This window comes from Streptomyces sp. NPDC048277, from assembly GCF_040652235.1.
GTDB lineage: Bacteria > Actinomycetota > Actinomycetes > Streptomycetales > Streptomycetaceae > Streptomyces.
On record NZ_JBEZLQ010000016.1, the window covers coordinates 89,408 to 103,696 of the forward strand.

The 14,289-nt window shown below is 71.3% G+C and carries 12 protein-coding genes and 1 riboswitch; of the genes, 6 read left to right on the top strand and 6 right to left on the bottom strand.

Annotation, left to right across the window (positions count from 1 at the left end; translation table 11 throughout):
* Positions 1-7 precede the first annotated feature (7 nt).
* Positions 8-289, top strand: a complete 282-nt coding sequence (locus tag AB0D85_RS31125; RefSeq protein WP_030563197.1) for an HPr family phosphocarrier protein — start codon at positions 8-10, stop codon at positions 287-289.
* 339 nt (positions 290-628) lie between these two features.
* On the opposite strand, the gene AB0D85_RS31130 is transcribed toward AB0D85_RS31125, so the two are convergent.
* The 4 genes from AB0D85_RS31130 to AB0D85_RS31145 form a co-directional block, all read right to left on the bottom strand.
* Positions 629-1,324, bottom strand: coding sequence for a GntR family transcriptional regulator (locus tag AB0D85_RS31130; RefSeq protein ID WP_362327500.1), 696 nt, complete (start codon positions 1,322-1,324; stop codon positions 629-631).
* Positions 1,325-1,522: 198 nt separating this feature from the next.
* Complete coding sequence (locus AB0D85_RS31135; protein WP_362327503.1) at positions 1,523-2,278, bottom strand: M23 family metallopeptidase; 756 nt, start codon at positions 2,276-2,278, stop codon at positions 1,523-1,525.
* A 12-nt stretch (positions 2,279-2,290) separates the two neighbouring features.
* A riboswitch (cyclic di-AMP (ydaO/yuaA leader) is annotated at positions 2,291-2,455 on the bottom strand.
* 211 nt (positions 2,456-2,666) lie between these two features.
* A complete protein-coding gene (locus AB0D85_RS31140) occupies positions 2,667-4,055 on the bottom strand; it encodes a pitrilysin family protein (RefSeq protein ID WP_362327506.1) in 1,389 nt (462 codons plus the stop codon).
* Positions 4,052-5,455 carry a pitrilysin family protein gene (locus AB0D85_RS31145; RefSeq protein WP_362327510.1) on the bottom strand — a complete coding sequence of 468 codons (1,404 nt, stop codon included), beginning with the start codon at positions 5,453-5,455 and terminating at the stop codon, positions 4,052-4,054. Before AB0D85_RS31145 ends, AB0D85_RS31140 begins: the two co-directional genes overlap by 4 nt.
* Before the next feature lie 266 nt (positions 5,456-5,721).
* On the opposite strand from AB0D85_RS31145, the gene AB0D85_RS31150 reads away from it, so the two are divergent.
* A complete protein-coding gene (locus tag AB0D85_RS31150; RefSeq protein ID WP_362327868.1) occupies positions 5,722-8,178 on the top strand; it encodes a DNA topoisomerase IV subunit A in 2,457 nt (818 codons plus the stop codon).
* Here AB0D85_RS31150 and AB0D85_RS31155 read toward each other — a convergent pair.
* Complete coding sequence (locus tag AB0D85_RS31155; protein ID WP_362327513.1) at positions 8,175-9,242, bottom strand: GTP-binding protein; 1,068 nt, start codon at positions 9,240-9,242, stop codon at positions 8,175-8,177. The genes AB0D85_RS31150 and AB0D85_RS31155 overlap by 4 nt on opposite strands.
* A 316-nt stretch (positions 9,243-9,558) precedes the next feature.
* Between AB0D85_RS31155 and AB0D85_RS31160 the strand changes: the two genes are divergently transcribed.
* A complete protein-coding gene (locus tag AB0D85_RS31160) occupies positions 9,559-10,107 on the top strand; it encodes a DUF6082 family protein (RefSeq protein ID WP_362327516.1) in 549 nt (182 codons plus the stop codon).
* Between the two features lie 154 nt (positions 10,108-10,261).
* Positions 10,262-10,498: a hypothetical protein gene (locus AB0D85_RS31165; protein ID WP_362327871.1), complete on the top strand. Its 237-nt coding sequence runs from the start codon at positions 10,262-10,264 to the stop codon at positions 10,496-10,498.
* Between the two features lie 163 nt (positions 10,499-10,661).
* Here AB0D85_RS31165 and AB0D85_RS31170 read toward each other — a convergent pair whose 3' ends face one another.
* Entirely contained in the window at positions 10,662-11,828 is a 1,167-nt protein-coding gene (locus AB0D85_RS31170; protein ID WP_362327519.1) for a citrate synthase/methylcitrate synthase, read from the bottom strand.
* Between the two features lie 110 nt (positions 11,829-11,938).
* Between AB0D85_RS31170 and AB0D85_RS31175 the strand changes: the two genes are divergently transcribed.
* Positions 11,939-13,195 (top strand): citrate synthase, encoded by a 1,257-nt coding sequence (locus AB0D85_RS31175; protein WP_362327522.1) that lies wholly within the window; start codon positions 11,939-11,941, stop codon positions 13,193-13,195.
* Between the two features lie 69 nt (positions 13,196-13,264).
* On the top strand, positions 13,265-14,218 hold the full coding sequence (locus AB0D85_RS31180) for a sucrase ferredoxin (protein WP_362327525.1): 954 nt from the start codon (positions 13,265-13,267) through the stop codon (positions 14,216-14,218).
* The last annotated feature ends 71 nt before the right edge of the window (positions 14,219-14,289 follow it).

The window sequence follows — 14,289 nt, forward strand, 5'->3', positions numbered from 1 at the left end:
GCATCACATGGCTGAGCGCCGCGTCAACGTCGGCTGGGCCGAGGGCCTCCACGCCCGCCCCGCTTCCATCTTCGTCCGAGCCGCCACGGCCGCAGGCGTCCCGGTGACGATCGCCAAGGCCGGGGGCAACCCCGTCAACGCGGCTTCCATGCTGGCTGTCCTGGGTCTGGGCGCCCAGGGCGGCGAGGAGATCGTCCTCGCCTCCGACGCCGAGGGCGCGGACGCTGCCCTCGACCGCCTGGCCAAGCTCGTCGCCGAGGGTCTCGAGGAACTCCCCGAGACCGTCTGAGCGCACCGGCGCCCGCACGACCGAGGCCGCGTCACCCCTCCGGGGGTCGGCGCGGCCTCGCCGTTTCCCGCATCGGCCGTCGGCCATCGGCTTCCGGGACTCTCCGGGCCGACGCGCGTGCCGCGTTTTTCCGACGGCCACCCATGGCTTTACCGCAGCCGCGCACCAGACCGCACGAAATCCCCGCATCCGACTCCGCGAAGACCCGCCGCCCGCCTTTGCAACGCGTTTGCGGCGGGCACACCCCGGACGCGCAACCGCCAATTCCCGGCGCGCGTGAATTCGGGCAGCAGAAATACCGCTCCACCGAATAACACCTCTTTGTATACGGCGCGCGTGTTAATGCCGCAGGCCCGACATGTTTACGGGGTGTTGCGAAGTCCTCACACCGTTCGCCCGGTCCGTACCGCCGGAGAAGCGCAGCCGGTGCACGGCCGTCGAGCGCTCGGTGTGCAGCGCGGTGATCGCCCGCGCGCGCTCGCCGTCGCCGCGCGTGACCGCGTCCACGATGGCGCCGTGCTCGGCCCAGGAGTCCACGGGACTGGCGGGCGCCTCGACGGTGTACATCCAGGCGATCTTGTGCCGCAGCTGGGTGAGCGTCGAGGTCAGGGCATGGCTGCCGGAGGCCTGGGCGAGCGTCTCGTGGAACCAGCCGCCCAGCGAGCGCAGATCCTCGCTGTTGCCCCTCCTGGCCCGTTCCTGGCCCAGCCGGACGAGCCCGCGCAGCACCTTGAGGTGGGCCTCGGTGCGGCGCTGGGCGGCCCGGGCGGCGCCGAGCGGCTCCAGGAGCATCCGCATCTCCAGCAGGTCGGCGGCCTCCTGCTCGGTCGGCTCGGCGACGCACGCGCCCGCGTGCCGACGCGTCACCACGAACCCCTCGGCCTCCAGGGTGCGCAGGGCCTCGCGGACGGGGACGCGCGAGACGCCGTAGCGGCGGGCCAGGAGTTCCTCGGTGAGCCGGCTGCCGCGCTCGTAGACACCCGCGACGATGTCGTCCCGGATCGCCGTGCATACCGAGTGCGCCGGAATACGCATGTCCGACCTCCGCCTTAATCCCCGTGAAACGCCGCCCAGTGGCGTCCCGTTCCGTGACTCTATTGCAATGGGCGGGAATTTCCGACGGCGGGCCGGAATCCAGGGATATATTTTGGACACCGGGGGCACGAAAACGGCGAAAGCCCCGGCTCGGAGGCCGGGGCTTCGAAGGATCTCGCGGTGCTCACACCATCCGCGTCAGACGTTCACGCCGTGCTTGCGGAGGTAGGCGACCGGGTCGACGTCGGAGCCGTACTCCGCCGTGGTCCGGGCCTCGAAGTGGAGGTGCGGGCCGGTCGTGTTGCCGGTCGCGCCGGAGAGGCCGATCTGCTGGCCCGGGGTGACCTTCTGGCCCACCGAGACGCCGATGGACGACAGGTGGCCGTACTGGGTGTACATGCCGTCGGCCATCTTGATGACGATCTCGTTGCCGTACGCCCCGCCCCAGCCGGTGGAGACGACCGTGCCGGTGCCGACGGCGTGTACGACCGTGCCGCTGGCGGCGTGGAAGTCGATGCCGGTGTGGGTGCCGGAGGACCACAGGGAGCCGCCGGTCTTGTAGCCGGTGGAGACGTACGAGTCGGAGATCGGCGCCACGAAGGCGTTGAGACGCTTGCGCTCGGCCTCACGGGCGGCGCGTGCCTTGGCCTCGCGCTCCTTCGCGACCGCTGCCGCGGCCTTCTTGCGGGCGGCCTCCTCGGCCGCCTTGCGCTCGGCGGCGGCCTGCTGGGCCGCGGCCTGGGCGTCGATCTGCTCGGCGACCGTGTCGCTGACCGTGATGACCGGGGTGAGACCGGTCTGCTCCACGGAGTTCTCGGCGGCGAGTGCCGGAGCGGCGGAGACGGTGCCGATGACACCGGTGGTGGTGAGGGCCGCGATACCGGCGGCCTGCGCGGTGGTGCGCTTCACCCGGCCGGGACGACGGTGCTTCCCGGAGGCGCACATGAACGCCATGTAGAGGCTGGTCCTTTCCTTCCCTCTCGCCTACCGGGTTAGCTGACGGGTTCGGAGCAGGAAGGTCTCCTACAGGCCCCCTCGCGACACGCGCGGGCGCCCGATTCACCCCAGGGACTGCGATGGGTCCCCGGCTCCCCTGGCTCGCGCCGTACGGGGACTCGGCGATGGCTGTCCGGTGCCGCGGGCGCGGCGCACTGCCTGACGGACAGCCTGGGAGAACCTACGAGGGCGTGCTTTCAATGCCCAAACGGATCGCGGTTTTTGTAGCGCATCCCACAGGGCAGAAAGGCAACCTCCGCCCCAATTCGGACATTCGAGAGCCCTGGTGGCCGACGGCCACCAGGGCTCCGCACACGCGCGTGGAGCCGCGTGTACCTACAGGGGGCTACTCCGCCGCGACGACCGTGACTTCGCCGATCCCGAGGGCCTCGACGGGCTCCTTGATCTGCGCCGCGTCACCGACGAGGACGGTCACCAGGCGGTCCACCGGGAAGGCGTTCACGACCGCCGCGGTGGCCTCCACCGTGCCCGTATTGGCGAGTTGCCGGTAGAGCGTGGCCTGGAAGTCGTCGGGCAGGTGCTGCTCGACCTGGTCGGCCAGGGTGCCGGCGACGGCCGCCGCCGTCTCGTACTTGAGCGGCGCCACGCCGACGAGGTTCTGCACGGCGACATCGCGCTCGGCGTCCGTGAGGCCCTCGGCGGCGAGCGTGCGCAGCACCGTCCACAGGTCCAGCAGGGCGGGGCCGGTGTTCGGGGTGTCCACGGAACCGCTGATGGCGAGCATCGAGGCGCCGGTGCCGTCGGGGGCGGACCGCAGGACCTGCCCGAAGGAGCGGACGCCGTAGGTGTAGCCCTTCTCCTCGCGCAGGACCCTGTCCAGGCGGGAGGTGAGGGTGCCGCCCAGGCAGTAGGTGCCGAGCACCTGGGCCGGCCAGACGCGGTCGTGCCGGTCTGGGCCGACGCGGCCGATGAGGAGCTGCGTCTGGACGGCTCCGGGACGGTCCACGATGACGACACGGCCGGTGTCGTCGGCGCTGACCGGCGGGACCGGCCGGGGCTGCGCGGTGGAGCCGCTCCAGGCGCCCAGGGTCTCGCCGAGCAGTTCGTCCAGGTCGATGCCGGTCAGGTCGCCGACGACGACCGCGGTGCCCGTGGCCGGGCGTACGTGCCGGTCGTAGAAGGCGCGTACGGCGGCCGCGTCGATCTTCTCGACCGTGTCCTCGGTGCCCTGGCGCGGCCGGGACATCCGCACGGTCGCCGGGAACAGCTGCCTGTAGAGCTCCTTGGCGGCCCGGCGGCTGGGGTTGGCCAGCTCGTGCGGGATCTCGTCGAGGCGGTTGCGGACCAGCCGCTCGACCTCGCTGTCGGCGAACGCGGGCGCCCTGAGGGCGTCGGACAGCAGTCCGAGGCCCTTGGCGAGGCGGGAGGCCGGGACCTCCAGGCTGATGCGGACACCGGGGTGGTCGGCGTGCGCGTCGAGGGTGGCGCCGGCCCGCTCCAGCTCGGCGGCGAACTCCTCGGCGGAGTGCTTGTCGGTGCCCTCGGAGAAGGCGCGCGCCATGATGGTGGCGACGCCGTCGAGGCCCGCCGGTTCGGCGTCCAGGGGTGCGTCCAGGAGCACCTCCACGGCGACGACCTGCTGGCCGGGGCGGTGGCAGCGCAGCACGGTCAGGCCGTTGTCCAGCGTGCCGCGCTCGGGGGCCGGGAAGGCCCAGGGCCTGGCGTCGCCCGGCTGCGGCTGCGGATGGAAGTCCATGGTGGCGAGTTCGGTCACTTGGCCGTCTCCTCGTTCTCGTTGCCGGCCTCTACGGTCGCTTCCTGTTCCGGGTCCTCACCGCGCCCCGCCTCCTGGGTGTGCTCCGCGGACTCCGCGGACAGCGGCTCGTAGACGAGCACCGCGCGGTTGTCGGGGCGCAGTCGGGCCTTGGCGACCTCCTGGACCTCCTCCGGGGTGACCGTCAGGACGCGCTGGACGGCGGTCAGGGCGAGCTGCGGGTCACCGAACAGGACGGCGAAGCGGCACAGTTCGTCCGCGCGGCCCGAGACGGTGCCCAGCCGGTCCAGCCACTCGCGCTCCAACTGGGCCTGGGCGCGCTCCATCTCCTCGGGCGTGGGACCCTCCGCGGCGAACCGGGCGAGCTCCTCGTCGATGGCGGTCTCGATGACCGGCACCTCGACGTCACCGGAGGTCTTCACGTCCAGCCAGCCCAGGGAGGGCGCCCCGGCGAGCCGCAGCAGGCCGAACCCGGCCGCGACGGCCGTACGGTCGCGCCGTACGAGGCGGTTGTAGAGGCGGGAGGACTCGCCGCCGCCGAGCACGGTGAGGGCCAGGTCGGCCGCGTCGGACGCGCGCGTGCCGTCCTCGGGAAGCCGGTAGGCGGCCATCAGCGCCCGCGCGGGGACCTCTTCCACCACGACCTCGCGCAGCTGCTCGCCCATGGTCTCGGGCAGCGAGCCGTCGCGCGGGGTGGGCTTGCCGTCGTGCGCCGGGATGGAGCCGAAGTACTTCTCGACCCAGGCCAGCGTCTGCTGCGGGTCGATGTCGCCGACGATCGACAGGACGGCGTTGTTGGGCGCGTAGTAGGTCCGGAAGAACGCGCGGGCGTCCTCCAGGGTGGCCGCGTCCAGGTCGGCCATCGAGCCGATCGGCGTGTGGTGGTAGGGGTGGCCCTCCGGGTAGGCGAGGGCGGTCAGCTTCTCGAAGGCCGTGCCGTAGGGCACGTTGTCGTAGCGCTGGCGGCGCTCGTTCTTGACGACGTCGCGCTGGTTCTCCATCGACTCGTCGTCCAGGGCTGCGAGCAGGGAGCCCATGCGGTCGGCCTCCAGCCAGAGGGCGAGCTCCAGCTGGTGGGCGGGCATGGTCTCGAAGTAGTTGGTGCGCTCGAAGCTCGTGGTGCCGTTGAGCGAGCCGCCCGCGCCCTGGACGAGCTCGAAGTGGCCGTTGCCCTTCACCTGGGCGGAGCCCTGGAACATCAGGTGCTCGAAAAGGTGAGCCAGGCCGGTACGGCCCTTGACTTCGTGCCGGGAACCGACGTCGTACCAGAGACAGACCGCCGCGACCGGGGTCAGGTGGTCCTCGGAGAGCACCACGCGCAGACCGTTGGCCAAGCGGTGCTCGGTCGCTGTCAGGCCTCCGGAGCCTGCCTCGGCCGTGGTCGTGTGACCCATGGGCATGTACGTCCCTTCGCTCGCGGAAGCGGTCTCGAACCGCGGTTCTTCTGCCGGTCCTGCCACTGTATGCAAGCGTGCGGGGACCCGGCGAAGTTCCCGCACGACGTACGCCCAGAGCGGATCGCGTAGCCTGCGTCCCACCCGCTTCCGAACGCCTCCGAGGCACCGGGGCGGGCCGCGGAGACCGGGGCCTGGCCCGGGTTGTCAGTACCGCGGTCCACAATGGTCCGCGTCAGATCCGTTCACGCATGAGCAAGGAGCCGGCAGCGATGGCCCGCCGCAGCACGAAGACCCCGCCGCCCGACGACTCGTTCGAGGAGAGAATCCTCGACATCGACGTCGTGGACGAGATGCGCGGCTCCTACCTCGAGTACGCGTACTCCGTCATCTACTCGCGCGCCCTGCCGGACGCCCGCGACGGTCTCAAGCCGGTGCACCGCCGGATCGTCTACCAGATGAACGAGATGGGGCTGCGCCCCGAGCGCGGTTATGTGAAGTGCGCGCGCGTGGTCGGCGAGGTGATGGGCAAGCTGCACCCGCACGGCGACTCGTCGATCTACGACGCGCTGGTGCGCATGGCGCAGCCGTTCTCGATGCGTGTCCCGCTGGTCGACGGCCACGGCAACTTCGGTTCGCTGGGCAACGACGACCCGCCGGCCGCCATGCGGTACACCGAGTGCCGGATGGCCGAGGCGACCAGCCTGATGACCGAGTCGATCGACGAGGACACGGTCGACTTCGCGCCCAACTACGACGGCCAGGAGCAGGAGCCGGTGGCCCTGCCCGCCGCGTTCCCCAACCTGCTGGTGAACGGCTCCTCGGGCATCGCGGTCGGCATGGCGACGAACATGCCGCCGCACAACCTCGGCGAGGTGATCTCGGCCGCCCGCCACCTGATCCGCTACCCGAACGCGGACCTGGACACGCTGATGAAGCACGTGCCGGGCCCCGATCTGCCCACCGGCGGCCGGATCGTCGGCCTGGAGGGCGTCCGGGACGCGTACGAGACGGGCCGCGGCACCTTCAAGATCCGGGCCACGGTGGCGGTGGAGACGGTGACCGCCCGCCGCAAGGGCCTGGTCATCACCGAACTGCCCTTCACGGTCGGCCCCGAGAAGGTCATCGGCAAGATCAAGGACCTGGTCAACGCCAAGAAGCTGCAGGGCATCGCCGATGTCAAGGACCTCACCGACCGCGAGCACGGGCTGCGTCTGGTCGTCGAGATCAAGAACGGCTTCGTGCCGGAGGCGGTCCTGGAGCAGCTCTACAAGCTGACGCCGATGGAGGAGTCCTTCGGCATCAACAACGTGGCCCTGGTGGACGGCCAGCCGCTCACGCTGGGCCTCAAGGAGCTGCTGGAGGTCTACCTCGACCACCGCTTCGAGGTGGTCCGCCGGCGCAGCGAGTTCCGCCGCACCAAGCGCCGCGACCGCCTCCACCTGGTCGAGGGCCTGCTCACCGCCCTGGTCGACATCGACGAGGTCATCCGGCTGATCCGCTCCAGCGAGAACAGCGCGGACGCCAAGCAGCGCCTGATGGAGCGCTTCTCGCTGTCGGAGATCCAGACCCAGTACATCCTGGACACCCCCCTCCGCCGCCTCACCAAGTACGACCGCATCGAGCTGGAGTCGGAGAAGGAGAGGCTCACCGCGGAGATCGCCGAGCTGACCCGGATCCTGGAGTCGGACGCGGAGCTCCGCAAGCTGGTCTCGGCCGAACTGGCGGCGGTGGCCAAGAAGTTCGGCACCGAGCGGCGCACGGTCCTGCTGGAGGCCTCGGGCGCCCCGGCGGCCATGGTGGATCTCCAGGTGGCCGACGACCCGTGCCGGGTGCTGCTGTCCTCGACGGGCCTGCTGGCGCGCACGATGAACGGCGAGCCGTTCCAGGCGGACACCGACGGCAGGCGCGCCAAGCACGACGTGATCGTCTCGGCGGTCCCGGCGACCGCGCGCGGCGAGATCGGCGCGGTGACCTCGACGGGCCGACTGCTCCGGATCAACGTGGTCGACCTGCCGCAGCTCCCGGACACGGCGACCGCGCCGAACCTGGCGGGCGGCGCGCCCCTGTCCGAGTTCCTCTCCCTGGAGGACGGCGAGTCGGTGGTCTGCCTGATCACGCTGGACGAGTCCTCGCCGGGTCTGGCCCTCGGCACCGAGCAGGGCGTGGTCAAGCGCGTGGTGCCCGACTACCCGTCCAACAAGGACGAGTTGGAGGTCATCACCCTCAAGGAGGGCGACCGGATCGTCGGCGCGATGGAACTGCGCACCGGCGAGGAGGACCTGGTCTTCATCACCGACGACGCGCAGCTGCTGCGCTACCAGGCCTCCCAGGTGCGTCCGCAGGGCCGCCCGGCGGGCGGTATGGCGGGCATCAAGCTCATCGAGGGCGCGAAGGTCATCTCGTTCACGGCGGTGGACCCGGCGGCCGACGCGGTGGTCTTCACGGTGGCCGGCTCGCGCGGCACGCTCGACGACTCCGTGCAGACGACGGCCAAGCTGACCCAGTTCGACCAGTACCCGCGCAAGGGCCGCGCCACCGGCGGTGTCCGCTGCCAGCGCTTCCTGAAGGGCGAGGACTGCCTGGCCTTCGCCTGGGCGGGCCCGGTCCCGGCGAAGGCGGCCCAGAAGAACGGCACCCCGGCCGAACTCCCGGAGCTCGACCCGCGCCGGGACGGCTCCGGTGTGTCGCTGCCGAAGACGGTGTCGGTGGTGGCGGGCCCGGTCTAGGCCTCGGCCTCGGCCTCGTCGTAGTCGTCGCTCTGTACGTACCGCAGGACGCCCCACATGCCGTGCTCGTCGGCGTGTGGGGCGTCGTTCGTGCACGCCTCCAACTCCTTGCGGAGCGCGGGCGCGTCGATGCCGGACCCGATGAGCACGAGCTGGGTGAGCCGCTCCGCGCCCGGCCCCCAGGGCTCCGGGTAGAAGCGCAGAAACCGCCCGACGGCATGGACGCCGTACCGGTTCCCGGTGTCGTGGGGCCCGAAGTCGACGTACCCCTTGATCCGGTAGAGCCCCTCGGGCCGGCTGTCGAGGAAGGTCATGAGCCGACGGGGATCGAGGGGCTGCTCGGAGACGAAGGACAGACTGTCGTAGGCGGTGTGCAGATGCCCCTCGTGCTCGCCGCCGGCGCCATGGTCGTGCAGGTCGTCGAAGGACAGCTGCCCGATGCGCTCCTCGCCGGGCCGGCAGTCGAACAGGAATTCGGGGTCGATACGGCCGTAGGTGGCCGGTACGACGGCCGCGGCCGGGTCCGTGAGCGACCGTACGAGGCCCAGGACGCGCTCGCCGCCCTGCTCGGCCCGGTCCAGTTTGTTCACGACGACGAGGTCCGCGAGGGCGAGGTGCCGGTCGATCTCGGGGTGCTTCGCGCGCGTGTCGTCGAACTCGGCGGCGTCCACGACCTCGACGAGACCGCCGTAGACGATCCCGGGATGCTCGCTGGCGAGCAGCATCCGGACGAGTTCCTCGGGTTCGGCGAGACCGCTGGCCTCGACGACGATGACATCGATGCCGGTGGCGGGGTTCGCGAGCCGCTCCAGGTACAGGTCCAGTTCACTGGCGTCCACGGCGCAGCACAGGCAGCCGTTGCCGAGCGAGACGGTCGAGTCCCCGAGGGCGCCGGCCACGGCCATGGCGTCGATCTCGATGGCGCCGAAGTCGTTGACGATCGCCCCGATCCGGCTGCCGCCGCTGCGGTGCAGCAGGTGGTTGAGGAGCGTGGTCTTCCCGGAGCCCAGGAATCCGGCGAGTACGACGACCGGGATCTGCCGGGGACTGCGGTGCTGCTCCAACGGGGGGCCTCTCTGACGCGGACGCGCACACCGGCTCGCGGAAGGGCGCGTCCCTGGGGTTCGGATACACGCCAGGATACGAGCGGCACGAACCTCGCGAAGTGAACGGTTGTTAGCAGCATGTGCGGGGCAGACGTTGGACAAGGCGCCGGTTCGTGCGACCCTCGCTTCCTTCTGTGCGCCTCTTCTCCGCCTCCCCGCCGACCACATCGGCTCGGCACCCTGGGAGACGGCAAGCGCCGCCACCGCTCGCCGGTCCCGTCAGCCACCCCGCATTCCGACGCCCGGCGGACGGTCGCGTGATTCGGGGGTTGACATGGCCACACGGAACTTTCGGAGGCGGGGGCTGAACGGCGCGGCCGCCGCGGGAGCCGCCTTCGCCGCGGGAGCCCTCAGCGCTCTCGCCGCGTATCGGCACTGGCACGAAGCCACATGCTCACGCACGAACCCCGCACAAGGACTCGAGGCACAACGCGCGCGGCTCGCCGACTACCAGCGCCTCCAGCTCCGTCTGCTCGACAAGGCCATGGACGACCCCCAGCTGGCAGCCGTGATGAGCACGGTCGAAACGGAATCCCCCGCGCAGCGGCGCCAGTACCTCTTCGCGAACGCGCTCTACGCCAACGCACTCTTCGGCTACCGCATCGGCATCGCCAACCTGGAAGAGCTGCGAGGCCATCTGCGCGTGCTGGTGAGGAACCCGATTTTCCGCGCGTACTGGGAAGCCACCCGCCGGCATCGCGCGAGCCTGAGGGACGACTCGGAGGAAGGTCGCGTCGGCAGGATGATGGACGCCCTGATCCGGGATCTGGACGAGGCCGACACGGACGAATGGTGGGTGGTGGGTGAACCTCCCGCCGAGTGACGGTAGGCAAACAAAGGCCAACAAGGCACCACATACGGCCAGTTGGTCTATCCGCGCAGGCCACCTATGGCAATGTCTGCGCTATTGTCCGTGCCCGTCTGCGCTATCGTCCGTCCCCTTGAGTCACAACCGACGCATGAGGACCGGATCCCCCTTGAAAATCGTGCGCCGCATCGGCGCCTCCCCACGTGAGCGCGGCAGCATGTCCGGCGAGACCTGCCCGGACATCTTCGAACTCAGTGACGGCAATTTCGCGGTCATCGGAACCGAGGCCACCGCGGAACTGGACGATCAGCTCCCCTCGGACGCGGCTCGCGCCGCCTACGAGCGGATCGTCATCGTGAGCCGGGAAACCCTGGTTCGGGCCAAAGCCGACATCCCCGACGCCTGACATGTCCGCGGAGGACGGGCCACCCCGCCTCGTCCACCGTCCCACCGCCCCGCCGCACCCCAACGAGGAGCGGTACGGGCTGTTCCGAGCAACTCGACATCCCAGCCACTGCTCAGTCCTCATCGTAGGCCCGGCGCCAGAAGCACCGGGCCACACGTGTGTCTCAGGCCCCTTCCGGCACAGCCACCGGCGCCACCGGCCCCACATACCGCGCCACAGGCCGGATGATCTTCGAGTCCGCCGCCTGTTCCAGGATATTGGCGCTCCAGCCGACCACGCGGGCCGCCGCGAAGGTCGGGGTGAACATCTCTCGGGGCAGGCCGCAGAGTTCCATGACCACGCCCGCGTAGAACTCGACATTGGTGTGGAGTTCACGGCCGGGCTTCAGTTCGGCGAGGATGCGCTCGACCTGGCGTTCGACCTCGACGGCGAAGCCGGCCCGGGGACCGCCGAAGTCCTCGGCGATCTCGCGCAGCATGCGGGAGCGCGGGTCCTCCGTACGGTAGATCGCGTGCCCGAAGCCCATCACCCGGTCGCCGGCGAGGACCCGTTCGCGGATCCATGGATCGATCCGGTCCGGCGTCCCGATGGCGTCCAGGGTGTCCAGTGCCCGGCTCGGCGCACCGCCGTGCAGCGGCCCGGACAGCGCGCCGACCGCCCCCACGAGGCAGGCCGCGACATCCGCGCCGGTCGACGCGATGACCCGCGCGGTGAACGTTGATGCATTGAATCCATGATCAATGGTTGAGATCAAGTATTGCTCGACCGCACGCGCCCGCCGGGGCTCGGGTTCCGAACCCGTCAACATGTACAGGTAGTTGGCCGCGTACGAGAGATCCTCGCGCGGCTCCACGGGCTCCAGCTGCTGTCCGAGCCGGTACAGCGCGGTGAGCAGTGTCGGTACGGCCGCACAGGCGGCGACCGTGTCGGCCCGCCGCCGGTCCGCGTCGATGTCGTACACCGGCCGGAACCCCTGGGCCGCGCCGAGCAGCGAGAGCGCGGTGCGCATCCCGGCCAGCGGCCCGGACCTGGCGCTCGCCGCGGCCACCGCAGGCAGGGCCGCCCGGACCGCGTCGGGCAGGCGGCGCAGCGCGGCGGTCTCGGCGGCGAAGGCGGCGGCGCGCTCCGCGTCCGGCAGTTCGCCGTGGACCAGCAGGTGCCAGACGTCCTCGAAGCAACGGGTACGCGCGAGTTCGACCGCCGAGTACTGGCGGTAGTGGTAGAAGCCCTCGGCCCCCCGGACGTCACCGACCTCGGTGTCCGTGACGACGACGCCGGCGAGCCCGCGCGGCACCTCGACAAGGGTCGGCGCGGTCCTGTTGACGGTCATGACGTGCCTCCGTTTTCCACCTTGAACTTGATTCGACTGTCCATGATTGACTCAAGTGGTGTCAATATTGATTGAATCAATATGCACTGGAGGCGACTACGGTGGCGCCCATGCGCGATCAACACCCCGCTCACGGCAGTCCCGCGCGGCGGCTGAGCACCAAGGAGACCGCCGAACTGCTCGGCGTGAAGCCCGAGACCGTGTACGCCTATGTGAGCCGCGGTCAGCTCAGCAGCAGGCGTGAGCCCGGTGGCCGCGCCAGCACCTTCGACGCCGGGGAGGTGGAGGCACTCGCCCGGCGCAACAGGCGGGAGGCCGCGGGGAGTCCGGGTTCCGGCGGTGATCTCTCGGTCCGCACCCGGATCACGCTGATCGACAGGGACCGGTACTTCTTCCGGGGTGTCGACGCCACCGAGCTCGCCGCGCACCACTCCTACGAGGAGGTGGCCGAGTGGCTGTGGACGGGCCGGATGCACCGGGGCATGACCTTCACCGCTCCGGAGGCCATCGTCGCCGTCGCCCGCCGGGCCGTCGCGGCGCTGCCCGAACACACCTCCCCCACCGACCGGTTGCGGGTCGCCACGATCGCCGCGGCCGCCGAGGACCCGCTGCGCTTCGACCTGTCCGAGGAGGCCGTCCTCGGCACCGCGCGCGTGCTGATCCCCACGCTCGTCACCGCGCTTCCGACGCAGCACCACCGCCGGCCCGACGACGGCCCGCTGGCCGAACGGCTGTGGCGCCGGCTGACCGGTATCGAGCCGGACGACGCCGTTCTGCGCGTCCTGGACACGGCGCTCGCGCTGCTCGTCGACCACGACCTGGCCGCCTCCACGCTCGCGGTCCGGGTCGCCGCCTCCGCACGCGCCCACGCGTACGCGGCCGTGTCGGCCGGGCTCGGCGTCCTCGAAGGTCCGCTGCACGGCGCCTCCAGCGGCCTGGCCCACCGGATGCTGCTCGACGTCCTCGACCAGGGCACCGCCCTCACGGTCATCGCGGACGAACTCCGCGCGGGCCGCCGTATCCCCGGCCTCGGCCACCGGCTCTACCAGGGCGAGGACCCACGCGCGCGTGTCCTGTTCGCGCTTCTGGAGGAAGTTCCCCGCGCGCGGCCCGCCCTGCTCGCGGCCCGGGACATCGTCGCCACCACCGCCCGGCACACCCCGCTGCACGCCAACGTCGACCTGGCGCTGGCCGTGTTCACGGCCTCCTGCGGCATGCCCGCCACCGCGGGCGAGACGATCTTCGCCGTCGCCCGTACGGCGGGCTGGATCGCCCATGCCCTGGAGGAGTACGGCGAACGCCCGCTGCGCATGCGCCCGAGCGGCCACTACGTCGGCCCGAAGCCGCCCCAGCCCCTGCCGGAGTGACTCCGCGGGGGGGCACGAACGGGCCAGGCCGGAAGTCACCACGGGCGAAGTCAGGTTAGGCTCACCTCTGTGAGTAGGTGCGCAACCGTCTCCCGGATGCTCGACGAGCCCGTTTCCGGCACCGCCGCCACCGCGTCGACGTGGCTGCTGCTGGAACAGCCCGGCCCGTGGGGCGCCAAGGCGCTCACTTCGAGCCGCCTGGACCCCGCGCTGGGCCGTGCCCTGGAGGCCGCCGCCAAGGAGACCGGCGTACGGATCGCGCTCATCCGGCGCCCCGGCCGCCACGCCGACCCGGGCACCCCGGCCGTACGCCAGGTGTACGCGGCCCACACGGTCCCCGGGAACGTATGGCTGCACAGCGCCACCACCCGCGACCCGGCACGGCTGCTCGGCCTCGACTTCGCCGCGCTCGGCGCGGGCGACCACCGTTCGTTCGGCGCGGCGCTCGGCGGCCGGCCGCACACGGGCAGCCCGCTCGCGCTCGTCTGCACCAACGGCAAGCGCGACCGCTGCTGCGCCCTGCTGGGCCGCCCGCTCGCGGCGGAGCTGGCCGCGTCCGGTGTGTCGGGCACCTGGGAGGTCACCCATCTGGGTGGTCATCGCTTCTCGCCGACCCTGCTCGTCCTGCCGTACGGCTACGCGTACGGCCGCGCCGAGGCCCATGCCGTCAAGGAGGTCCTGCACGGCGCCCAGGAGGGCCGTGTGGTGCTGGAGGGCTGCCGCGGGTGCTCCGCCTGGGAACGACCCGGCCAGGCGGCCGAACTGGCCGTGCGCGAGGCGGTGGGCGAGTACGCGGCGGAGGTGCTGGGCGTCGTACGCACCGAGGGCGCGGCCCCGCGCTGGGACGTCACCGTCGCCCACACCGACGGCCGCCGCTGGCGGGTCGGCGTGGCCCAGGGAGCCTCCCTGCCACCCCGCCCGGAGAGTTGCGGGGTGTCGGTGCTGGGGTCGCCGGCCCGGATGGACGTGGTGTCGCTGCGGGAACTGCGGACGACGGCCACGGCGACGGCGCTCGCGAGCTGACTCGCCCCTGAAGCGGATTCCCCGCGAACCGGATTTCCCAAGAAATGGTCAAGAGATCCATGCCACACCCC